The 21007-nt window shown below is 58.7% G+C and carries 20 protein-coding genes; 11 read left to right on the top strand and 9 right to left on the bottom strand.

Annotated features, from left to right (window positions below):
• The first annotated feature begins 238 nt into the window (after positions 1–238).
• The 3 genes from tamA to ACSBQV_RS15700 are packed head-to-tail and all read left to right on the top strand — an operon-like array spanning position 239 to position 6122.
• Positions 239–1957: an autotransporter assembly complex protein TamA gene (gene tamA / locus ACSBQV_RS15710; RefSeq protein ID WP_169539905.1), complete on the top strand. Its 1719-nt coding sequence runs from the start codon at positions 239–241 to the stop codon at positions 1955–1957.
• The gene (tamB, locus tag ACSBQV_RS15705; protein ID WP_099783292.1) at positions 1954–5772 is read left to right on the top strand and encodes an autotransporter assembly complex protein TamB; all 3819 of its coding nucleotides are present in this window, start codon (positions 1954–1956) and stop codon (positions 5770–5772) included. Before tamA ends, tamB begins: the two co-directional genes overlap by 4 nt.
• 2 nt (positions 5773–5774) lie before the next feature.
• Positions 5775–6122: a gamma-glutamylcyclotransferase family protein gene (locus ACSBQV_RS15700; RefSeq protein ID WP_025159589.1), complete on the top strand. Its 348-nt coding sequence runs from the start codon at positions 5775–5777 to the stop codon at positions 6120–6122.
• 52 nt (positions 6123–6174) lie between these two features.
• On the opposite strand, the gene ppa is transcribed toward ACSBQV_RS15700, so the two are convergent.
• Positions 6175–6705 (bottom strand): inorganic diphosphatase, encoded by a 531-nt coding sequence (gene ppa, locus ACSBQV_RS15695; protein WP_004933594.1) that lies wholly within the window; start codon positions 6703–6705, stop codon positions 6175–6177.
• A 260-nt stretch (positions 6706–6965) separates the two neighbouring features.
• On the opposite strand from ppa, the gene ACSBQV_RS15690 reads away from it, so the two are divergent.
• Positions 6966–8519, top strand: coding sequence for a methyl-accepting chemotaxis protein (locus ACSBQV_RS15690; protein ID WP_033651483.1), 1554 nt, complete (start codon positions 6966–6968; stop codon positions 8517–8519).
• Between the two features lie 45 nt (positions 8520–8564).
• On the opposite strand, the gene fbp is transcribed toward ACSBQV_RS15690, so the two are convergent.
• Positions 8565–9569 carry a class 1 fructose-bisphosphatase gene (gene fbp / locus ACSBQV_RS15685; protein ID WP_004933587.1) on the bottom strand — a complete coding sequence of 335 codons (1005 nt, stop codon included), beginning with the start codon at positions 9567–9569 and terminating at the stop codon, positions 8565–8567.
• Positions 9570–9738: 169 nt separating this feature from the next.
• On the opposite strand from fbp, the gene mpl reads away from it, so the two are divergent.
• Positions 9739–11118 carry a UDP-N-acetylmuramate:L-alanyl-gamma-D-glutamyl-meso-diaminopimelate ligase gene (gene mpl, locus ACSBQV_RS15680; protein WP_033651482.1) on the top strand — a complete coding sequence of 460 codons (1380 nt, stop codon included), beginning with the start codon at positions 9739–9741 and terminating at the stop codon, positions 11116–11118.
• Between the two features lie 197 nt (positions 11119–11315).
• Here mpl and yhcN (ACSBQV_RS15675) read toward each other — a convergent pair whose 3' ends face one another.
• The 3 genes from yhcN (ACSBQV_RS15675) to argR form a co-directional block, all read right to left on the bottom strand.
• A complete protein-coding gene (yhcN, locus tag ACSBQV_RS15675; protein ID WP_025305042.1) occupies positions 11316–11579 on the bottom strand; it encodes a peroxide/acid stress response protein YhcN in 264 nt (87 codons plus the stop codon).
• Between the two features lie 120 nt (positions 11580–11699).
• Complete coding sequence (gene yhcN / locus ACSBQV_RS15670) at positions 11700–11963, bottom strand: peroxide/acid stress response protein YhcN (RefSeq protein WP_004933574.1); 264 nt, start codon at positions 11961–11963, stop codon at positions 11700–11702.
• Between the two features lie 403 nt (positions 11964–12366).
• The gene (argR, locus tag ACSBQV_RS15665) at positions 12367–12837 is read right to left on the bottom strand and encodes a transcriptional regulator ArgR (protein ID WP_099783376.1); all 471 of its coding nucleotides are present in this window, start codon (positions 12835–12837) and stop codon (positions 12367–12369) included.
• Between the two features lie 464 nt (positions 12838–13301).
• Between argR and mdh the strand changes: the two genes are divergently transcribed.
• Positions 13302–14240 (top strand): malate dehydrogenase, encoded by a 939-nt coding sequence (gene mdh, locus ACSBQV_RS15660; protein ID WP_033636811.1) that lies wholly within the window; start codon positions 13302–13304, stop codon positions 14238–14240.
• 66 nt (positions 14241–14306) lie between these two features.
• Here the strand turns inward: mdh and ACSBQV_RS15655 are convergent, their stop codons facing one another.
• On the bottom strand, positions 14307–14567 hold the full coding sequence (locus ACSBQV_RS15655) for a helix-turn-helix domain-containing protein (RefSeq protein ID WP_004933567.1): 261 nt from the start codon (positions 14565–14567) through the stop codon (positions 14307–14309).
• Between the two features lie 180 nt (positions 14568–14747).
• Between ACSBQV_RS15655 and ACSBQV_RS15650 the strand changes: the two genes are divergently transcribed.
• Positions 14748–15104, top strand: a complete 357-nt coding sequence (locus ACSBQV_RS15650; RefSeq protein ID WP_033651481.1) for a DNA-binding protein — start codon at positions 14748–14750, stop codon at positions 15102–15104.
• A 50-nt stretch (positions 15105–15154) separates the two neighbouring features.
• Here the strand turns inward: ACSBQV_RS15650 and ispB are convergent, their stop codons facing one another.
• Positions 15155–16126: an octaprenyl diphosphate synthase gene (gene ispB / locus ACSBQV_RS15645; protein WP_033641648.1), complete on the bottom strand. Its 972-nt coding sequence runs from the start codon at positions 16124–16126 to the stop codon at positions 15155–15157.
• A gap of 270 nt (positions 16127–16396) precedes the next feature.
• Here ispB and rplU point away from each other — a divergent pair, with 270 nt between their 5' ends.
• The 4 genes from rplU to cgtA all read left to right on the top strand — a co-directional run bounded on the left by rplU (position 16397) and on the right by cgtA (position 19249).
• A complete protein-coding gene (gene rplU, locus ACSBQV_RS15640) occupies positions 16397–16708 on the top strand; it encodes a 50S ribosomal protein L21 (RefSeq protein ID WP_004933561.1) in 312 nt (103 codons plus the stop codon).
• A gap of 17 nt (positions 16709–16725) precedes the next feature.
• The gene (rpmA, locus tag ACSBQV_RS15635; protein ID WP_004933559.1) at positions 16726–16983 is read left to right on the top strand and encodes a 50S ribosomal protein L27; all 258 of its coding nucleotides are present in this window, start codon (positions 16726–16728) and stop codon (positions 16981–16983) included.
• Positions 16984–17088: 105 nt separating this feature from the next.
• Positions 17089–18060, top strand: a complete 972-nt coding sequence (locus ACSBQV_RS15630) for a DMT family transporter (RefSeq protein ID WP_033651479.1) — start codon at positions 17089–17091, stop codon at positions 18058–18060.
• A 16-nt stretch (positions 18061–18076) separates the two neighbouring features.
• A complete protein-coding gene (gene cgtA / locus ACSBQV_RS15625; RefSeq protein WP_033641651.1) occupies positions 18077–19249 on the top strand; it encodes an Obg family GTPase CgtA in 1173 nt (390 codons plus the stop codon).
• A 36-nt stretch (positions 19250–19285) separates the two neighbouring features.
• Here cgtA and pmrB read toward each other — a convergent pair whose 3' ends face one another.
• Both pmrB and pmrA read right to left on the bottom strand, forming a co-directional pair.
• The gene (pmrB, locus tag ACSBQV_RS15620; RefSeq protein WP_033641653.1) at positions 19286–20347 is read right to left on the bottom strand and encodes a two-component system sensor histidine kinase PmrB; all 1062 of its coding nucleotides are present in this window, start codon (positions 20345–20347) and stop codon (positions 19286–19288) included.
• A complete protein-coding gene (gene pmrA / locus ACSBQV_RS15615; protein WP_089195390.1) occupies positions 20344–21006 on the bottom strand; it encodes a two-component system response regulator PmrA in 663 nt (220 codons plus the stop codon). Before pmrA ends, pmrB begins: the two co-directional genes overlap by 4 nt.
• Position 21007: the final 1 nt, after the last annotated feature.

Below are 21007 nucleotides of genomic sequence, written 5' to 3'. Positions count from 1 at the left end.
CGCGTCTTTGCCCACAATAAGCGGCAAGTGGGATTTTGTATAAGCTTAACGCAGTATTTTGAGCGCCAAAAGTGAAGAATTCGCCTGTTGCGCGGCGGCAAAGCGCGGCGGGCGGCGTCCGGAAGAAGGTTGAAGAGGGCTGCCGTCATGATAGCGCGGAGTCTGCCCTGGCCCCGGAGCGAACACCATAACAGGAAAGTAAAATCAATAAGGAGAACACGTGCCAAAGTACCCGGTCATGTGCTTGATATCTGTGTTGCTTGCGGCACCTGCAGCCTATGCGGCCAACGTGCGGCTGCAGGTGGAGGGGTTAAGCGGAGAGTTGGAAAAAAACGTCCGGGTGCGGCTGTCGTCGATCACGCCTGAAGAGGTCGGCACCGACGGTCGCTTCCGCGCACGGGTGGATGAGGCGGTGCGCCAGGGGCTGCGCGCGCTCGGCTATTACCAGCCGACCATCGAGTTTACGCTGGACGATCGGCCGGGGATGTCGCGTCCGGTGCTGCATGCCAAGGTCAATCCGGGCGAACCGGTGCGCATCGCCGGCGCCAACATCGTGCTGGAAGGCGGCGCGAAGACCGATGAGGACTACCTGGCGCTGGTAAAGAAGGATCGGCCGACCATTGGCGAGATCCTCAACCACGGCAAGTATGACAGTTTCAAAGGCTCGCTGACCGGCCTGGCGCTGCGCAAAGGCTACTTCGACGCCGACATGACCAAAAGCCAACTTGGCGTGGCAGAAGATCTGCACAAGGCGTTTTGGGATATCGATTTCAACAGCGGCGAACGTTACCGCTTCGGCAAGGTGAAATTCACCGGTTCGCAAATCCGCGAAGACTATCTGCAAAATCTGGTGCCCTTTCATCAGGGGGATTACTACAGTTCGGAGGATTTGGCCGAGCTGAACCGCCGTTTGTCCGCCACCAACTGGTTCAACTCGGTGGTGGTGTCCCCTGATTTCAACGATGCCAAAGAGAACAAGATTTTGCCGTTGGACGCGCTGGTAACGCCGCGTACGCGCAATACCATCGAAACCGGTATCGGTTACTCCACCGACGTCGGCCCGCGGGTGAAAGGCACCTGGAAAAAGCCTTGGCTCAACGATCGCGGCCACAGCCTGGAAACCAGCGCCAGCGTGTCGGCGCCGGAGCAGCAGCTGGATCTGACCTATAAGATCCCGCTGCTGAAGAATCCGCTGGAGCAGTATTACCTGCTGCAGGGCGGGCTCAAGAACGTCGATCTTAACGACACCAAATCCGTGACCTCCAAAGTGGTGGCTTCGCGCAACTGGGATCTCTCCAGCGGCTGGCAGCGGGCGATCAACCTGACCTGGCGCTGGGATAACTTTACCCAGGGCAACGTCAGCAACACCACCATGCTGCTGTATCCCGGCGTCAGCTTCAACCGCACCCGCTCGCGCGGCGGCCTGATGCCGACCTGGGGCGACAGCCAGCGCTACTCCATCGACGTATCCGACACCACCTGGGGCTCGGGCGTGGACTTCGCGCTGATGCAGGCGCAGAACGTCTGGATCCGCACGCTCGCCGACAAGCATCGTTTCGTGGCGCGTGGGCAGGTGGGATGGATAGAAACCAACGACTTCGACAAGGTGCCGCCGGATTTGCGCTTCTTCGCCGGTGGTGACCGCAGCATTCGCGGCTACAAGTACAAAGACATTTCGCCGCGCGGCGACGACGGCAAGCTGACCGGCGCCTCCAAGATGCTGACCGGCTCGCTGGAGTATCAATACAACGTGACCGGCAAATGGTGGGGGGCGATGTTCGTCGATTCCGGTGAAGCGGTGAACGATATCAAGCAGAGCAACTTCAAGACCGGCGCCGGCGTAGGCGTGCGCTGGCAGTCGCCGGTGGGGCCGGTGAAGCTGGATATCGCCGCGCCCGTGGGAGACAAGGACACTCACGGGATGCAGTTCTACATCGGTTTGGGGCCTGAACTATGAGCCTGGTTAAAAAGATTTGTCTCGGATTTCTGGTCGTTCTGCTGCTGCTGATCGGCGGGCTGGCCTTTCTGGTGGGGACCACCACCGGTTTGCATATGGTCATCAACGGCGCGGCGCGCTGGGTGCCGGGGCTGGAGATCGCCGGCGTCAGCGGCGGCTGGCGCGATCTGACGCTGAAGGGCGTGAAGTATCAGATGCCGGGCGTGACGGTCAACGCCGGGCAATTCCATCTGTCCCTCGATCTCTCCTGCTTTAAACGCAGCTCGCTGTGCGTCAACGCCTTGACTGCTCAGGACGTGGACGTGGCGGTGAACACCAAAGAGATGGCGCCCTCCGCGCCGGTGGAGGAGAGCAGTGAGCCGACCACCAATCTCAGTACGCCTTATCCGATCACCCTGCGCCTGCTGGCGCTGAACAACGTCAAGGTCACCGTCGACGATACCGCCATCTCTCTGGCCGAGTTCCGCACCGGCGCGCAGTGGCAAGAGCGCGCGCTGACGCTGATGCCGACCAAGATCGGCTCGTTGCTGATCGCCTTGCCGAAAACGCCGCAAAATCCGTTGCCGGAAGCGGTGCAACCGGCGGTCGAGGTGGCGAAAAAGGTCGGTGAGCAGGTTACCGACGCGGCGAAACCGGCGCCGCAGCCGGAAGAGAAGCCGCTTGGCGAAACGCTAAAGGAACTGTTCGCCAAACCGCTGTTGCCGGATCTGCCGGACATCCGCCTGCCGCTGGATATCACCGTGAAAGAGATCAGCGGCGAACAGCTGCGCTTGACCGGCGATACCGACGTGCTGATCACGAGTCTCTTGCTGCAGGCCAGCACGCAGGATCAGCATATCCAACTGGACAACTTCGACGTGAAGTCGCCGCAGGGTACGCTGTCGGTGCAGGGGCAGGCGACCCTGACCGGCGATTGGCCGGTGGCCCTGACCGCTAACAGCGCATTGAACATCGAGCCGCTGAAGGGCGAGAAGGTGAAGCTGAACATCGGCGGCGGGTTGCGTGATGAGCTGAAGGTCGCGCTGAACCTGTCCGGCCCGGTCGGTGCCCAGCTTGATGTGCAAACCCGGCTGGCCGAAGCCGGCCTGCCGCTGGCGCTGACGCTGCAGAGCAAACAGCTGAAATGGCCGCTGAGCGGCGAGGCGCAGTACCAGGTTAACGATTTCCGCCTGCGCTTTAACGGCAAGGCGACCGACTATGCGTTGTCGACGCGCGCCAATCTGAAAGGTCAGGATCTGCCGCCGGCGGTGCTGACGCTGGACGGCAAAGGCAACGTCGAGCAGTTCAAGCTGGAGCGCCTGCGGCTGGCGGCGCTGCAGGGCAATACCGATCTCACCGCGCTGGTGGACTGGAGCAAGGCCATCAGCTGGAACTCTCAATTGACGCTGAGCGGCATCAATACCGCCAAGCAGTGGCCGGAATGGCCGGCGAAACTCGACGGCAAGATCACCACGCGCGGCAGCCTGCACGGCGGCAGCTGGCAGCTGCAGGTGCCGGTGCTGCAGCTGGACGGCAACGTGAAGCAGAACAAGGTCACGGCGCGCGGCACGCTGAGCGGCAACGCCGCCGGGCAGTGGAAAATCCCCGGCATCGATCTGACGTTGGGGCGCAACCAGCTGAACGTCAAAGGACAGCTGGACGAGAAAAGCTGGAACCTGGACGCCAACATCGACGCGCCGCGTCTGGACGGCGCGCTGCCGGGCCTGGGCGGCACCGCCAAAGGGCTGCTGAAGCTGCGCGGCAATCTGCAGGCGCCTCAGCTGCTGGCGGATTTGACCGCCTCCGGTTTGCAGTGGCAGGCGCTGCGCATCAATCGGGTGAAGATCGACGGTGACGTGCGCTCCACGGATCAGATCCAGGGGCAGCTGGCGGTACGCGTCGAGCAACTGAAGCAGGACGCGCTGGAAGTCAGCCTGCTGACCCTCGACGCCAAAGGCAGCGAGAAGCAGCATCAGCTGCAGTTGAAGATCGACGGTAAGCCGGTCTCCGGCCAGCTGGCGCTGCAGGGCAGCTTCGATCGTCAGCAGCAGCGCTGGCGCGGCAATCTGAACAATACCCGCTTCGATACGCCGGTGGGGGAGTGGCGCCTGACGCGCGCCATCGCGCTGGACTACCTGAACACCGCGCAGAAAATCAGCATCGGGCCGCACTGTTGGCAGAACCCGAACGCCGAGCTGTGCGTGCCGAAGACCATCGAAGCCGGCCAGAGCGGCCAGGCCAGCGTGGTGCTCAACCGGTTCGATCTGGCGATGATCAAGCCGTTCCTCGGCCCGGAGACCGCCCTGAGCGGCGTGTTCACCGGCCGGGCCGACGTCAGTTGGAAACCGGGCGGCGCGCTGCCGGAGGCGAAGGTCACGTTGGCCGGCAACGGCGTCAAGGTGGTGCAGCAGGTGCAGGGCAACGCGCTGCCGATCGCCTTCGATACGCTGACCCTCAACGCCGGTCTGAACAACGGCCGCGCGCAGGCCGACTGGCGGATCAAACTGACCAACAACGGCCAGTTCGACGGCAATATTCAGGTGGCGGATCCGCAGGTGCGGCGCACCATCAGCGGCAACGTCAATATCACCAACATTTCGTTGGCGCTGATTAACCCGGCGCTGATGAAGGGCGAAAGCGCTGCAGGCATGCTGAACGCCAACCTGCGTCTGGGCGGCAGCGCGCAGAAGCCGCTGGTGTTCGGGCGTCTGGCGTTGGATCGGGCGAAGGTGCAGGGCCACTGGATGCCGTTCGATATGACCGACGCGCGGCTGGCGGTGAATTTCAATGGCATGACATCGACGCTGGAAGGGCTGCTCAGCACCACGCGCGGCCAGCTGAATCTGGCAGGCGATGCCGACTGGCGTGACATCAACGCCTGGCGTGCGCGCATTGCCGCCAAGGGCGACAAGCTGCGGGTGACGGTGCCGCCGATGATCCGCATCGACGTGTCGCCGGATCTGGTGTTCGAAGCCACGCCGCAGCTGTTCTCGCTCAACGGCAAGGTCGACATCCCTTGGGCGCGCATCACGGTGCAGGAGCTGCCGGAAAGCGCGGTGGGCGTCTCTTCCGACGAAGTGATGCTGGACGACCAGTTGAAGCCGATTCAACCGAAGACCGCCTCGATTCCGATCAACAGCAACCTGATGATCCACGTCGGCAATGACGTGCGGCTGGACGCCTTCGGCCTCAAAGCCCGCTTGAAGGGTGATTTGAAAGTGGTGCAGGACAAGAAAGGGCTGGGCCTCAACGGCCAGATTGACATCCCTTCCGGTCGCTTCCATGCTTATGGTCAGGATTTGATCGTGCGTAAAGGGCAGCTGATGTTCTCCGGCCCGCCGGATCAGCCGCTGCTCAATATCGAAGCGATCCGCAACCCGGAATCCACCGAGGACGACGTGACCGCCGGCGTGCGCGTGACCGGCCTGGCGGATGCGCCGAAGCTGGAAGTGTTCTCCGATCCGGCCAAATCGCAACAGGAAGCCCTGTCTTATCTGCTGCGCGGCCAGGGCTTGAACAGCTCAGGCGCCGACGGCAACGCCATGACGTCGATGTTAATCGGCATGGGGGTTGCACAAAGTGGTCAACTTGTGGGTAAAATCGGCGAGGCATTCGGCGTGAGTAATTTGGCTCTGGACACTCAAGGGGTTGGCGACAATTCCCAGGTTGTCGTGAGCGGCTATGTCCTCCCAGGCTTACAAGTAAAATATGGGGTGGGCATTTTCGACTCGCTGGCCACGCTGACGTTGCGTTATCGCCTGATGCCTAAGTTGTATCTTGAAGCGGTGTCTGGTCTCGACCAGGCATTAGATTTGCTCTATCAGTTTGAGTTTTAGCGATGCGAATAATTGTCTACGGCAGTTTACGACGCAAACAGGGAAACAGCCATTGGATGACCAACGCCCAATGGCTCGGCGAGCACGAGCTCGAAGGCTATCAGATTTACAATCTGGGCCATTACCCGGCGGCGATCCCTGGAGAGGGCACGATACATTGCGAGGTGTATCGTATTAACTCATCGATTCTGGCAGAGCTGGACGAACTGAAAAGCAACACCAAGGACTATAAGCGCGAGCTGATTCAGACGCCTTATGGGAGTGCGTGGATCTACCTGTACAAACACAGCGTGGACGGTTACCCGCGAATTACCAGCGGTGACTGGCTGAAGCGTCTCGAAGAACAGTAAGAAAAAAACACCGCTCAATGAGCGGTGTTTTTTCATCGGACGGCGGCTGGAATTACTTCTTGGCAGCGCGTTCGAAGGAGGCGATGATTTCCGCTTTAGCTGCGGCAGCGTCTGCCCAGCCTTCCACTTTCACCCATTTGCCTTTTTCCAGATCTTTGTAGTGCTCGAAGAAGTGAGCGATCTGGGCTTTCAGCAGTTCCGGCAGGTCGTTCACGTCTTTCACGTGATCGTACTCTTTGGTCAGCTTGCTGTGTGGCACCGCAACCAGCTTGGCGTCTTCACCGGCTTCGTCGGTCATTTTCAGCACGCCAACCGGACGGCAGCGGATCACGGAGCCCGGCTGCAGCGGGTATGGGGTTGGAACCAGCACGTCAACCGGGTCACCGTCCAGAGACAGGGTGTGGTTGATGTAGCCGTAGTTGCACGGGTAGAACATCGCGGTGGACATGAAACGGTCAACGAACAGCGCGCCGGTTTCTTTGTCGATTTCGTATTTGATTGGATCGGCGTTGGCCGGGATTTCGATTACTACGTAGATGTCTTCCGGCAGGTCTTTGCCAGCAGGGACCAGATTCAAGCTCATGTCGGTTTCCTTTAATCATCAAACCAGAAATGGAGTGGCGGCTATTATAGCGGACTCTTTTGCGATTTCCTGCCCTTTTCATCGTCGAAAACCCCGCGCGCCGACGCAGGGATAATTTCCAGATTAATCCCGCCGCGGCATGAAGTTTTGCCTCCGCCTGCCGATAACTTCAACAAACAATAATGAGCCAGCAAAGCTGGCTCCGCGTTTTGCCACCCCTACTACGTCTGATCTCACTATTCTGAAGCCGGGAAGAACTCATGCTAAAAAAGATTACGGTGAAGGCTGGGCTGATCGCCCTGCTGAGCCTGATGACCATGCTGCTGATCATGGTCAGCGTTATTGGCGTCAACGCGATTAACGAAGGATCGCGCTCGATCCATACCTTAAACCAGATCCTCGGCGAAGAGCTGGGCTCGCTGGCCAACAGCTCCAACCTGACGCTGCGCGCCCGAACCGCCGCTTCGCTGGCGGTGCGCCAACGGGAGATCGGCCAGACTGATGTCTCCGACGCCACCGTGGGCCGCATCTACGGCTACCTCGAGCAGTCGAACAAGGAAATGGCGCGCTTTGTCGGCGTCGGCACCGTGACCGAGCGCGGCCGCGAACTCTCCAGCCGCCTGCAAAACAGCTATCGCGCCTATCTGGAGCAGGGCGTGAAGCCGATGGCCGCCGCCATCAAGGCCGGCAAGATCGATGAGTATTACCATATCCAGGAGACGCGCATTTCCGCCTTGAGCATCGCGTTTGAAAAGGATCTCACCGATTTCCGCAGCTTCGCCATGAAGCTCGGCGAGAAGCAGGTGTATGAGGCGGAAAGCAACGCCAGCACCAAGATCTCGCTGATCGTGGTGGCGGGCCTGCTCAGCGTGCTGTTGGCGTTGCTGGCCTGGTTCGCGCTGCGCGTGATCATTTTGCGTCCGCTGGATGAGTCCATCGCGCAGCTGGAACACATCGCCGGCGGCGATCTGACCCACGAGATCCGCGGCGAGGGCGATACCGAGATGGGGCGCCTGGTGCGGGCGATGCAGCGCATGCAGCAGGCGCTGGCCAGTTCGGTCAGCAAAGTGCGCGACGCCAGCAGCCAGATCGACACCGGTTCGCGCGAACTGGCTGCCGGCAACCTGCATCTGGCGCAGCGCACCGAAGAATCGGCCGCGTCGCTGGAAGAGACCGCCGCCAGCATGGAACAGCTGACCTCGACGGTGAAAATGAACGCCGAGAACTGTGAACAGGCCAATCAGCTGGCGTTGAGCGTGTCCGATATCGCCAACCAGGGCAGTGAGGTGGTCAGCCAGGTGATGAGCAAGATGCAGGCGATCACCGACAGCTCGCGCCGCATCGCCGATATCATCAGCGTGATGGACGGCATCGCCTTCCAGACCAACATCCTGGCGCTGAACGCGGCGGTGGAAGCCGCGCGCGCCGGCGAACAGGGCCGCGGTTTCGCGGTGGTGGCCGGTGAAGTGCGCAACCTGGCGCAGCGCAGCGCCCAGTCGGCGAAAGAGATCAAAGGGCTGATCGAAGCGTCGCAAAACCGGGTGCAGGAAGGCGAACAGATGGTGGAGTCGGCGGCGCAGACCATGAGCGGCATCACCGGTGAAGTGGGCCGGGTGACGGCGTTGATGCGTGAGATCTCGGCGGCGACGCGCGAACAAAGCAGCGGTATCGAACAGGTGAACCTGGCGGTGGCGCAGATGGATCAGGTGGCGCAACAGAATGCGGCGCTGGTGGAGGAGTCTGCGGCGGCGACGCGCTCGCTGGAAGATCAGGCTCAGCTGCTGGCGCAGAGCATGGCGGCGTTCAAGCTGTAAGGTAATAAGGGTTCGGCAAGGCGCCGAACCCTGGCAAAGAACGCGTTACTCGTCCGGGTTTTCGGCGATGAAGCGTTCTGCGTCTTCCACCATCGACTTGGTGCCGACGAAGAATGGCGCGCGCTGGTGCAGTTTCACCGGCGTGATGTCCAGAATGCGGTTTTTGCCGTCGCTGGCCTTGCCGCCGGCCTGTTCGGCCAGGAACGCCATCGGGTTGCATTCGTACAGCAGGCGCAGCTTGCCTTGCGGGTGGCTGGCGGTGCTTGGGTAGATGTAGATGCCGCCTTTCAGCAGGTTGCGGTGGAAGTCCGCCACCAGAGAACCGATGTAGCGCGAGGTGTAAGGGCGCTGCGTCGCTTCATCCTGCTCCTGGCAGTACTTGATGTATTTCTTCACGCCGAGAGGGAACTTGATGTAGTTGCCTTCGTTGATGGAATACATGTTGCCGCTCGCCGGGAAACGTACTTTCTCGTGAGAGAGACAGAACACGCCCAGAGACGGATCGTACGTGAAGGCGTGGACGCCGTAACCGGTGGTGTACACCAGCATGGTGGACGAACCGTAAACCACGTAACCCGCTGCGACCTGGGCGCTGCCCGGCTGCAGGAAGTCTTCTTCGGTCACCGGCGTGCCGACCGGCGTGATGCGACGATAGATAGAGAAAATCGTACCGACCGAGACGTTGACATCGATGTTGGACGAACCGTCCAACGGGTCCATCAATACGACATACTTGGCATTTTCAGCTCGCTCGCCGTCGAATATCACGATTTCATCTTCTTCTTCGGAAGCGATACCCGCAACTTCACCACGCGCTTTCAACGCCGCTTTCAGTTTTTCGTTCGCGTACAGGTCCAGTTTCATCTGAACTTCGCCCTGTACGTTGGACACCCCGCTGGTCCCCAGAATATCAACCAGGCCGGCCTTGTTGATATCGCGGTGAATGATTTTGGCGCCCAGTTTAATGGCAGAAAGTAACGCGGTCAGCTCGCCGGTGGCGTGCGAGAAGTCGTGCTGTTTCTCGACGATAAATTCGCCTAACGTTTTCATGACACAATCCCTGAATCTACGGATGGATAGCGGCCTGTTAACAAACCGCCAACGTTTTCGCGAGCAGTGTAGCCCAAAGATGCGCGCCATTCATAGGCAAATCCATTTCTTCTGGACGATTCTGAGCGTTAGAATATGCCGACATTCGATGCACTCACATGAGAAACCTATGCGCATTCACATTCTTGGGATCTGTGGCACCTTTATGGGCGGGCTGGCGATGCTGGCGCGCTCACTGGGGCATGACGTCACCGGTTCGGACGCCAACGTCTATCCGCCGATGAGCACGCTGCTGGAGAACCAGGGGATCGATCTTATTCAGGGTTATGATCCGGCCCAGCTGGATCCGGCGCCGGATCTGGTGATCATCGGCAACGCCATGACGCGCGGCAACCCGTGCGTGGAGGCGGTGCTGGAGCGTGGTATCCCTTACGTTTCCGGCCCGCAGTGGCTGCACGACGCCGTGTTGCGCGATCGCTGGGTACTGGCGGTCGCCGGCACCCACGGCAAAACCACCACCGCTGGCATGGCGACCTGGATCCTCGAAGCCTGCGGCTACCAGCCGGGCTTCGTCATCGGCGGCGTGCCGGGCAACTTCGACGTCTCGGCTCGCCTCGGCGGCAGCCCGTTCTTCGTGATCGAGGCCGACGAGTATGACTGCGCGTTCTTCGACAAGCGCTCCAAGTTCGTGCACTACAGCCCGCGCACGCTGATCATGAACAACCTGGAGTTCGACCACGCCGATATCTTCGACGATCTGAAAGCCATTCAGAAACAATTCCACCACCTGGTGCGCCTGGTGCCGGGCAAAGGCAAGATCATCCTGCCGGACAACGACAGCCACCTGAAGCAGGTGATGGCGATGGGCTGCTGGAGCGAACAGGAGCTGGTGGGCGAAGAGGGCACCTGGCGCGCGCAGAAGCTGACGCCGGACGCCAGTCATTACGCGGTGTTCCTCGACGGCGAGCAGGTTGGCGAAGTGAACTGGGCGCTGGTGGGCGAGCACAACATGCATAACGGCCTGATGGCCATCGCGGCGACCCGTCACGTTGGCGTGCAGCCGGCGGACGCCTGCCGCGCCTTGGGCGACTTCATCAACGCCCGTCGCCGCCTGGAGCTGCGTGGCGAAGCCAACGGCGTCACGGTCTACGACGATTTCGCGCACCACCCGACGGCGATCCTGGCCACTCTGGCCGCGCTGCGCGGCAAGGTAGGCGGCACGGCGCGCATTCTGGCGGTGCTGGAGCCGCGATCCAACACCATGAAAATGGGCATCAGCAAAAACGATCTGGCGCCTTCGCTCGGCCGTGCCGATGAAGTGTTCCTGTTCCAGCCGCATCACATTCCGTGGCAGGTTGCGGAAGTGGCGGATGCCTGCGTGCAGCCGGCGCACTGGAGCGCGGATCTCGACACGCTGGTGGAGATGGTGGTGAAAACCGCACAGCCGGGCGACCACATTCTGGTGATGAGCAACGGCGGTTTCGGCGGCATTCACGATCGCCTGTTGGACGCGTTGGCGAAAAAGCAGGAACCGAAGGTGACCTACTGATTGTTCAGCCGCATAAGCCAACCTAAGGGCCGCATTCGCGGCCTTTTTTACGCCCATAAAAAAGCCCTCGCGAGCGAGGGCAACGGGGTTCGTCGGATAGGACGACGAGAGGGTCTCTGGGAAATCGGCGTTTGCGTCAGAACTCGGCAGTGGCAGTGACGAGGGTAATCAGCTCTGCAAAGCCGTTCCCAGAGTTGTTATTTGTAAATCTCGGCGGTGGCGTGGTAGTTGCCTTCGTTACGCGCTTCGATCACGCGGTAGGCGGTCGCGCCTTTAGCATCGGCTTTCTCCGACAGCGCCTGGCGAATGTCGGTCGGTGCGCCGTCGATACCGCTGACGGTAATGGTGCCGATAGATTGCAGATTGGCGGTCTGATCATTAGTCACCAACTGGGCGGCAGACGCGCCAAAGGAGATGACAGACAGCAAACCGAGTGCAGCGAGAGTAGTTTTCATGTTCATGATAGCGATCCTTGGTCATAACAGCCTGGAAGGGCTTGGCAGCGATTTTTATTCTTGAAGGCCGTTATGACAGCGTTTGATTCCAGAGATGTATTGCCCGTTGCCGGGTAATGCCGGTACTTATTTGTAGATTTCAGCGGTCGCGTGGAAGTTGCCGTCGTTGCGCGCTTCGATCACGCGGTAAGCGGTCGCCCCTTTGGCGTCGGCTTTATCGGACAGCGCCTGACGAATGTCGGAAGGCGCAGCGGCGACGCCGCTCACGGTGATCACACCGGCGGGCTGCAGTTTTGCGGCCTGGGTTGCGTCAACAGATTGTGCTGCGAATGCACCAAAGGAAAGCATGGACAGAACGCTCAGGGTTGCAACGGTAGCTTTAATTTTCATCATCTCACCTCATCGTATTCTTTTATCAGTTCCAACGAACTGTGATTCAGTTCACGGAAATGAGTATACAGCTAGTAACGCCAAAAATTAATAGTTCGCTAACAGTTGCTAGTGAAACTTTAAACCGATGAACCTTATTTTTTATAACTACAAGGAATAAAAAACGCTCATAAAACGATCTTTCGATGTTAAATTTATGTAATTTCAATAAGGTAAGTGCTTTTGACCAAAAGTGCGGAAGATCACAGTGGGTACTGCTGGTTACATGGATATGTCATGGAAATGTGTTGTTGCGGGATAAAAAAGCAGTGTTAAACGCGGTTGAAGGCCGGAAAGGTAACGCGAGGGTTAAAGAAGCGCTAACAAAATGCGGGCGGTAGCCGCACTTTGTTAGCGCCAGGTTTCACAGCTCTTGCTCGAACACGCCCAGGATCGCTTCATGCAGCTTCTGAGCGGTAAAGCTGCTGGACGGCGTGACGAAAATCGTGTCGTCGCCGGCGATAGTGCCGAGGATACCCTGGGATTTGCCCAAGGAGTCAAGCAGGCGGGCGATCAGCTGTGCGGCGCCCGGACTGGTGTGGATCACCACGACGGCGTCGTTATGGTCGACGTCCAGCACCAGGTTCTTCAGCGGGCTGGTGGTGGTCGGCACGCCGAGTTCGGCAGGAAGGCAATACACCATTTCCATTTTGGCATTGCGCGTACGTACCGCACCGAACTTGGTCAGCATGCGCGATACTTTGGATTGGTTAATGTTTTCGAAGCCTTCTTCTTGCAGCGCCAAAACGATCTCGCCTTGAGAACTGAATTTTTCTTCTTTCAATAACGCTTTGAACGTCTTGATCAGATCTTCCTGTTTTGCGGGATTACGCATTTTGCACCGTGGAATGTTGATAATGGAAGTCATGATTATGCATATAGATGAATTTTTATGCAACAAAGGCCGACCCAAAGAAAATAAACATGACCGGGCGGCGAGGAAAGGGCGGCATTTTAACAAAATCCGGCCGTGATGAATATGCCCTTTTGACGTCGGAAAATCGGCCTGCGCTGGTAAATAAAATGTTATTAAAATGATGTTGTTCTGATGTTGCGTAAGGGTGTAATGTAACGGCCGGTTAACTTGCTCGTGAATAACCTCGCACTATTTTTGATTAGTGTGCGCTATGCCCTTCATGCGTAAGCGATTTAATCTAAAATGGGCGCGACAGCGGTCATTTTATTGCACCTGCAGGCAACAATTAGCTAATTTATTGTTTTTAAAGGTGTAATAATTTAAGGTCCGTCACCAACACATTCACGGCGCTTTATATATTTAAGACAATAAAGGAGTATAGGATGAAAGTTGCAGTTCTCGGTGCTGCTGGCGGTATCGGCCAGGCCCTCGCCCTTCTACTCAAAACCCAGCTTCCTTCAGGTTCTGAACTCTCTCTCTACGACATTGCCCCCGTTACCCCAGGCGTTGCCGTCGACTTAAGCCACATCCCAACCGCAGTTAAAATCAAAGGCTTCAGCGGCGAAGACGCGACCCCGGCTCTGCAGGGTGCGGACGTGGTGCTGATTTCCGCCGGCGTGGCCCGTAAGCCAGGCATGGATCGCTCTGACCTGTTCAACGTTAACGCCGGCATCGTGCGTAACCTGATTGAGCAAGTGGCGAAAACCTGCCCGAAAGCCTGCATCGGCATCATCACCAACCCGGTTAACACCACGGTCGCCATCGCGGCGGAAGTGTTGAAAAAAGCCGGCGTTTACGACAAGAACAAACTGTTCGGCGTGACTTCGCTGGATATCATCCGTTCCAACACCTTCGTGGCCGAGCTGAAAGGCAAGCAGCCGGAAGAGCTGAACGTGCCGGTCATCGGCGGCCACTCTGGCGTGACTATCCTGCCTCTGCTGTCGCAGATCCCTGGCGTGAGCTTCACCGATCAGGAAGTGGCGGATCTGACCAAACGCATTCAGAACGCCGGCACCGAAGTGGTGGAAGCCAAAGCCGGTGGCGGGTCTGCTACGCTGTCCATGGGCCAGGCGGCCGCGCGTTTCGGTCTGTCTCTGGTGCGCGCACTGCAGGGCGAGAAAGGCGTTGTGGAATGCGCTTACGTTGAAGGCGACGGCAAATACGCTCGCTTCTTCGCACAGCCGCTGGTGCTGGGTAAAAACGGCGTTGAAGAACGCAAGGATATCGGCACGCTGAGCGCCTTCGAACAGAAAGCGCTGAATGAGATGCTGGACGTGCTGCACAAAGATATCGAACTGGGCGAGAAGTTCATCAATAACTGATCGTCGCCGATAGTCAGCCGATAAACGCCGCCGGACGCTGTTCCGGCGGTTTTTTTTGCCCCGCGTTCACGATTTGATGCGGGCTTTTCGATCCAGCAGGCAATCGCTGTGCGGATCATAATAGCGGCTTGGCCAGATCTCCGATGGGTGGATGCCGATTGCTTCGGCGATCAGCCATTCCCCCTTCGGCCAGGGACGCGACAGCGCGTTGGCCAGCGTTGATGAGCTTAATCCGGCCTTGCGCGACACCGCCGCCAGCGTGGTGCCCTGTTTGCGTAACGCTGCGATGATATCTGCCGGATGCCAATCTGGGTTCCTTGAATTCATGTTTACATTCCTTTTCTGATTAGCCAAAGTTGCGTTAGTGGTATAACTAACGGATCAGGGTTAGGCGTTTGAACAACGTGAAACGCTTATTCGGAAACAAGAATACCATTAAATTTCCTAAAAAATACTCAAGTAATTTCCAAAAATGACTTTGCCCACTATTGCCCAGAGATGATGGCTATGAAAAACGAGTGGTTTGCCGCCAAGGAACTGACAGGCATCGCAGGATTACCTTCCTCACCACAGGGAATCAATCTGATGGCCCGGCGCGAAGGCTGGATAAGCCGCAGGCGTAAAGGCGTGCAGGGAAAAGCGTTGGAGTATCATATCGACAGCCTGCCGCCTGGCGCGCGCAACCTGCTGATGCTGAAAGAAGATGGGGCGGCGTATGACGTAGAACGCCAGGATCCGTTAGCGGTATGGATCGAGTATTACTACCATTTGACGGAGAGCGAGCGCGAGAAAATGGTGGCTTTCCTGATGCGGGAAGGGATAGGCGGCCTGCTGGCGCGCATTGACGAAGAGAATAATACCTAGACAGGCCCGCCTCAGCGGGCCTGATAAGAACGTTAAGAAACTTTTGTTTCTTAAAAGTCGCGTTGCACTGCCAGATGCGCCAGGCCTTCCAGCGCCGTGCGGTGCTCCGAGGCCGGCAAGACCTGCAGCGCGGCGATCGCCTTGTCGGCCTCTTCCTCGGCGCGTTGGCGAGTGTATTCCAGCGAACCGCATTGTTGCATCGCCTGCAATACCGGCTCCAGCAGATGACGACCGTTGCCTTGCTCAATCGCGCCGCGGATCATCTCACGCTGTGCGTCGTCGCCGTTGTGCATCGCGTGCAGCAGCGGCAGGGTCGGTTTCCCTTCATTCAGATCGTCACCGGTGTTTTTGCCCAGGGTGCTGCCGTCGGCGCTGTAGTCGAGCAGATCGTCGATCAGCTGGAAAGCGGTGCCGAGGTAGCGGCCATAATCTTGCAGCGCCTTCTCTTGCTCGGCGTTGGCGCCGGACAGGATCGCCGACGATTGCGCCGCCGCCTCAAACAGACGGGCGGTTTTGCTGTAGATCACCCGCATATAGCTTTCTTCGCTGATGTCAGGATCGTGCACGTTCATCAACTGCAGCACTTCGCCTTCGGCGATGACGTTGACCGCCTCCGACATCAGCGCCAGCACGCGCAGCGATTCCAGGCTGGTCATCATCTGGAAGGCGCGGGTATAGATAAAGTCGCCGACCAGCACGCTGGCGGCGTTGCCGAACGCGGCGTTGGCGGTGGCTTTGCCGCGGCGCATGTCCGATTCGTCGACGACGTCGTCATGCAGCAGCGTGGCGGTATGGATGAATTCGATCAGGGCGGCGACGGTGACGTGCTTGTTGCCTTCATAGCCCAACGCTCGCGCCGCCAGGACGGCGATCATCGGCCGGATGCGTTTACCGCCACCGCTGATAATGTAATAGCCAAGCTGATTGATGAGCGTGACATCGGAATTCAGCTGTTCGAGAATTGTTGCGTTCACGGCCGCCATATCTTGCGCGGTTAACTCGGTAATTTGCTCTAGGTTCATTGTGTTTTTTTCAGCTGTGTTTCTCTTCACCGCGTTGAGATCGCTGCTCACATCGGTACATGGCGGTAACTGTCCCTATGATTGTACTTGAAAAACGGTTCAGATAAACGCCACGAAAGAAACTGTGTTTTTTTTCTTCTTTTTTGTACATCTGGTCTTATTCTGCTCTTGTCATGCGCCGCTTTTTTGCGTAGAATTCGCGCCCTATTGTGAATATTTATAGCGCGCTCTGAACTAACACAGTCGGGCACGCGGAAAGCGGAGTTTTATATGTACGCGGTTTTCCAAAGTGGTGGTAAACAACACCGAGTAAGCGAAGGTCAGACCGTTCGCTTGGAAAAGCTGGACATCGCAACTGGTGAAGCGGTTGAGTTTGACCAGATTCTGATGATCGCTAATGGCGAAGATATCAAAATCGGCGTTCCTTTCGTCGATGGCGGCAAGATCAAAGCTGAAGTCGTTGCTCACGGTCGTGGCGAGAAAATTAAAATTGTTAAGTTTCGTCGTCGTAAACACCACCGTAAGCAGCAGGGCCACCGTCAGTGGTTCACTGACGTTAAAATCACCGGCATCAGCGCTTAAGTTAGGAGAGCGGATTAATGGCACACAAAAAGGCTGGCGGCTCGACTCGTAACGGTCGCGATTCAGAAGCTAAACGTCTGGGCGTAAAACGCTTTGGCGGCGAAGCAGTACTGGCAGGCAGCATCATCGTTCGTCAGCGCGGCACCAAATTCCACGCTGGTACCAACGTGGGTTGCGGCAAAGACCACACTCTGTTTGCTTTGAAAGACGGTAAAGTCAAATTCGAAGTTAAAGGCCCGAGCAATCGTAAATTCATCAGCATCGAAGCTGAATAATTTTTCGAGCCTTACGAAATAGATGTAAGCCCCGCAATTCGTTGCGGGGCTTTTTACATTTATGGGTTGCCTGCGGGCAGCCCCGTCAGCGTTGGCGAAGATAATATGGATACGAAGCAGCAGGTGGGCGTGGGTATTTCCCTGGCGTTAACCACGGCGGTTTGCTGGGGCGCGTTGCCGATCGCGATGAAAGAAGTGTTGGCGGTGATGGAGCCGTTTACCGTCGTTTGGTATCGCTTTACCATGGCCGCCATCGGTTTGGGCGTGATCCTCGCGGTGCGCGGCAAGCTGCCGCCGCTGAAGATGTTCCGTCAACCGCGTTGGCTGCTGCTGTTGGCGATCGCCACGGCGGGGCTGTTGGGCAACTTTGTGTTCTTCAGTTCCTCGCTGCAATACCTGAGCCCGACGGCGTCGCAGGTGATTGGCCAGCTGTCGCCGGTGGGCATGATGTTCGCCAGCGTGCTGATTTTAAAAGAGCGCATGCGCATCACCCAGGTCATTGGCGCCTTGATGCTGATTTGTGGACTGATGTTGTTTTTCAACGTCAGTCTGATAGAGATCTTTACCCGGCTGACGGACTACACGCTGGGCGTCATGCTGGGCGTGTGTGCGGCGATGGTCTGGGTGAGCTACGGCGTGGCGCAGAAGGTATTGCTGCGACGGCTGGCTTCGCCGCAGATCCTGGTTATGTTGTACACTTTATGTGCGATAGCGTTGTTCCCTCTGGCCAAACCCGAGGTGATTTTCCAGCTTAGCGGCTGGCAATTGGCGTGCCTGCTGTTTTGCGGCGCCAACACGTTGATCGGCTATGGCGCGCTGGCGGAAGCGATGGCTCGCTGGCAGGCGGCGCAGGTGAGTGCGTTGGTGACGCTGACCCCGTTGTTTACCCTGCTGTTTTCTGATTTATTGGCGCTGGCCTGGCCCCAGGCGTTCGCCGCGCCGACGTTAAATCTCGTCGGCTATGTTGGCGCGTTTGTGGTCGTGGCGGGCGCTATGTTTTCCGCAATTGGTCACCGGTGGTGGCCGCGACGGGCAGAACCCCCCCAGGTTGCTCCTTTGAAGCAGCCCGGTGAATGATTTACGGAGACGGTAAATGAAGTTTGTAGATGAAGCAGCGATTCTGGTCGTTGCAGGCGATGGCGGCAACGGATGCGTCAGCTTCCGCCGCGAAAAATATATCCCTAACGGCGGGCCTGACGGCGGCGACGGCGGCGACGGCGGCGACGTCTACCTGCTGGCGGACGAGAACCTCAATACCCTGATCGACTACCGCTTTGAGAAGTCTTTCCGCGCCGAGCGCGGTCAGAATGGCCAGAGCCGCGACTGTACCGGTAAACGCGGTAAAGACGTCATCATCAAGGTGCCGGTCGGCACGCGCGTGAAGGATCAGGGCACCGGCGAGATCCTCGGCGACATGACCCGTCACGAGCAGAAACTGATGGTCGCCAAAGGCGGCTGGCACGGTCTGGGGAACACCCGTTTCAAATCGTCGGTCAACCGTGCGCCGCGTCAGAAGACGCTGGGCACCGCCGGCGAAGCGCGCGATCTGCTGCTGGAGCTGTTGCTGCTGGCCGATGTGGGCATGCTGGGGCTGCCGAACGCCGGCAAGTCGACCTTCATCCGCGCGGTGTCCGCCGCCAAGCCGAAGGTGGCCGATTATCCGTTTACCACGCTGGTGCCAAGCCTGGGCGTGGTGCGCATGGACCACGAGCAGAGCTTTGTGGTCGCCGACATTCCGGGGCTGATCGAGGGCGCCTCCGAAGGCGCGGGCCTGGGCATTCGCTTCCTGAAACACCTGGAGCGTTGCCGCGTGCTGTTGCACCTGGTGGACATTGCGCCGATCGACGAATCCGATCCGGTGGAAAACGCCAAAGTCATCATCAACGAGTTGAACCAATACAGCGAAAATCTGGCGCAGAAGCCACGCTGGCTGGTGTTCAACAAAATTGATGTGATTGGTGAGGAAGAAGCTGCCGAACGCGCCAAGGCGATTGTGGAAGGCATGGGCTGGGAAGGAAAGTACTACATGATCTCCGCCGCCAACCGCGAAGGCGTCAACGCGCTGTGCTGGGACGTGATGAACTTCATCAACACCCAGCCGAAAGCGATGGCGATCGAAGAAAGCGCGCCGGAAAAAGTCGAATTCATGTGGGACGACTATCACCGCGAACAGCTGGCGGAGATGGAATCGGAAGCGGATGACGACTGGGATGATGACTGGGACGAAGACGACGACGAAGGCGTCGAAATCATTTACCAGAAGTAATTCGATGATAAAGGGCTCAGCAACGCTGGGCCCTTATTATTTGAGCGCTTTTTCCGGCAGCCAACACTGGGCATTCAGGCCGCGCGCATCGCGGCGGTTTTCCAGCGTCAAGCGCCCCTGGTGCAGCTGCACGATGCGGATCACGATATTCAAGCCCAGTCCGCTGCCGCCGTAGCGTTGATCCATGCGGCGAAACGCCTGCGTCAGCTCCCCGACCATCTCTTCCTTGATCCCCGGGCCATCGTCGATGACCTGCAGCAGATAACCGCGGTCCTGCGGCGTTAACCGCACCTGTATCGCGCCGCCTTCCGGGCCGTATCGGTGGGCGTTTTCGACCAGGTTGCGCAGCAGCAGCCGCAGCAGCACCGGATCGCCGTTCACCGCGGCGGCGGCCGGCAATTGCCAGGCCAGCGTTTGCCCGCGTTGGGCGGTCATTTCGTCGAGCTCTTCACGCAGCGGCTGGATCACATCGGCTACCCAATCGAAATGCTGGTAATGGCCGCTGGCAAAGTCTTGCCCGGCGCGCGACAGCATCAGCAGTTGCTCGACGGTGTGCATCAGTTGATCGATGCGGGCGATCAGCGCCTGGCTGCCCTTGACGCCCTGTTTTTCCATCAGTTCCAGATGCAGGCGGATGCCGGCCAGCGGCGTGCGCAGCTCGTGGGCGGCGTCGGCGGTGAACAGGCGTTCCTGCTGAATGGTGTTGTCCAGCCGCGAGAACAGCTGATTGAGCGCATTGGTGACCGCCACCATTTCCTGGCTGTCGCTGGTGATCGGCAGCGGCGTCAGGTTATCGGCAGAGCGCTTTTCCAGCCGCTGCTGCAATTGGTTGAGCGGGCGGGTGATCCAGCTGATGGCCCAGAAAGACGCTAGCAGGGTCACGATCATCATGATCAGCGAAGGCGCCAACAGCGAGGCGATGGCCTCGGCGATCTCGGTATCGACGCGCTCGCTGCGCACTTTGGCGGACAGGGTTTCGTCCACCAGGAAGCTGATCTGTTCCTGGCTTTCGTGCCACAGCCAGAAGGCGCTGATGAGCTGCGTGACCAACAGGATCAGCGCCAACATCAGCAGCAGGCGGCGGCGCATGCTGATCATGAGGAAGGTTCCAGGCGGTAGCCGATGCCGCGCACGGTGCGGATGCGATCCTTGCCCAGTTTGCGACGCAGGTTGTGGATGTGCACTTCCAGCGTGTTGGAGCCCAGATCGTCTTGCCAGGTGTAGAGATCTTGTTGCAGGAGCTCACGGTTGACCGTCTGCCCGGCACGCATGATCAGGCGCGACAGAATGGCGAACTCTTTTGGCGTGACCTCCACCGGTTGTTGCTGCAGGTAGACCTGCTGGCTGGAGAGGTTCAACTGCAGGTCATCCACCTGCATCAGATTGTCGCTGTGGCCCTGGTAGCGCCGCAGGAGGGCGCGCACGCGCGCCTGCAGCTCAACCAGCGCGAAGGGTTTGACCAGATAGTCGTCGGCGCCGGCGTCCAGCCCGTCGACGCGATCTTCCAGGGCGTCGCGGGCAGTCAGGATCAGCACCGGCAGATCGATCTGCTGGCGGCGCCACTGCCGCAGCAGCGCCGCGCCGTCCATATCCGGCAGGCCGAGATCCAGGATCACCATGCTGTATTGGCTGGTGATGAGCAGGCTGTTGGCCTCCGCTGCCGTGGTGGCGCAGTCGCAGACGTAACCCTCGCCGGTCAGCGCCAACGCCAGCCCCTGTTGCAGCAGTTCATCATCTTCAACGACCAGCAGCTTCATG

The organism is Serratia sp. B501, assembly GCF_051172315.1.
GTDB classification, from domain to species: domain Bacteria; phylum Pseudomonadota; class Gammaproteobacteria; order Enterobacterales; family Enterobacteriaceae; genus Serratia; species Serratia ureilytica.
This window is presented reverse-complemented; position numbering and strand designations above follow the sequence as displayed.

What these genes read in the sequence shown, in the direction of transcription:
- tamA (WP_169539905.1), top strand. Translation starts at nt 239, where the DNA reads ATGTGCTTGATATCTGTGTTGCTTGCGGCACCTGCAGCCTATGCGGCC.
- tamB (WP_099783292.1), top strand. Translation starts at nt 1,954, where the DNA reads ATGAGCCTGGTTAAAAAGATTTGTCTCGGATTTCTGGTCGTTCTGCTG.
- ACSBQV_RS15700 (WP_025159589.1), top strand. Translation starts at nt 5,775, where the DNA reads ATGCGAATAATTGTCTACGGCAGTTTACGACGCAAACAGGGAAACAGC.
- ppa (WP_004933594.1), bottom strand. Translation starts at nt 6,705, where the DNA reads ATGAGCTTGAATCTGGTCCCTGCTGGCAAAGACCTGCCGGAAGACATC.
- ACSBQV_RS15690 (WP_033651483.1), top strand. Translation starts at nt 6,966, where the DNA reads ATGCTAAAAAAGATTACGGTGAAGGCTGGGCTGATCGCCCTGCTGAGC.
- fbp (WP_004933587.1), bottom strand. Translation starts at nt 9,569, where the DNA reads ATGAAAACGTTAGGCGAATTTATCGTCGAGAAACAGCACGACTTCTCG.
- mpl (WP_033651482.1), top strand. Translation starts at nt 9,739, where the DNA reads ATGCGCATTCACATTCTTGGGATCTGTGGCACCTTTATGGGCGGGCTG.
- yhcN (WP_025305042.1), bottom strand. Translation starts at nt 11,579, where the DNA reads ATGAACATGAAAACTACTCTCGCTGCACTCGGTTTGCTGTCTGTCATC.
- yhcN (WP_004933574.1), bottom strand. Translation starts at nt 11,963, where the DNA reads ATGAAAATTAAAGCTACCGTTGCAACCCTGAGCGTTCTGTCCATGCTT.
- argR (WP_099783376.1), bottom strand. Translation starts at nt 12,837, where the DNA reads ATGCGTAATCCCGCAAAACAGGAAGATCTGATCAAGACGTTCAAAGCG.
- mdh (WP_033636811.1), top strand. Translation starts at nt 13,302, where the DNA reads ATGAAAGTTGCAGTTCTCGGTGCTGCTGGCGGTATCGGCCAGGCCCTC.
- ACSBQV_RS15655 (WP_004933567.1), bottom strand. Translation starts at nt 14,567, where the DNA reads ATGAATTCAAGGAACCCAGATTGGCATCCGGCAGATATCATCGCAGCG.
- ACSBQV_RS15650 (WP_033651481.1), top strand. Translation starts at nt 14,748, where the DNA reads ATGAAAAACGAGTGGTTTGCCGCCAAGGAACTGACAGGCATCGCAGGA.
- ispB (WP_033641648.1), bottom strand. Translation starts at nt 16,126, where the DNA reads ATGAACCTAGAGCAAATTACCGAGTTAACCGCGCAAGATATGGCGGCC.
- rplU (WP_004933561.1), top strand. Translation starts at nt 16,397, where the DNA reads ATGTACGCGGTTTTCCAAAGTGGTGGTAAACAACACCGAGTAAGCGAA.
- rpmA (WP_004933559.1), top strand. Translation starts at nt 16,726, where the DNA reads ATGGCACACAAAAAGGCTGGCGGCTCGACTCGTAACGGTCGCGATTCA.
- ACSBQV_RS15630 (WP_033651479.1), top strand. Translation starts at nt 17,089, where the DNA reads ATGGATACGAAGCAGCAGGTGGGCGTGGGTATTTCCCTGGCGTTAACC.
- cgtA (WP_033641651.1), top strand. Translation starts at nt 18,077, where the DNA reads ATGAAGTTTGTAGATGAAGCAGCGATTCTGGTCGTTGCAGGCGATGGC.
- pmrB (WP_033641653.1), bottom strand. Translation starts at nt 20,347, where the DNA reads ATGATCAGCATGCGCCGCCGCCTGCTGCTGATGTTGGCGCTGATCCTG.
- pmrA (WP_089195390.1), bottom strand. Translation starts at nt 21,006, where the DNA reads ATGAAGCTGCTGGTCGTTGAAGATGATGAACTGCTGCAACAGGGGCTG.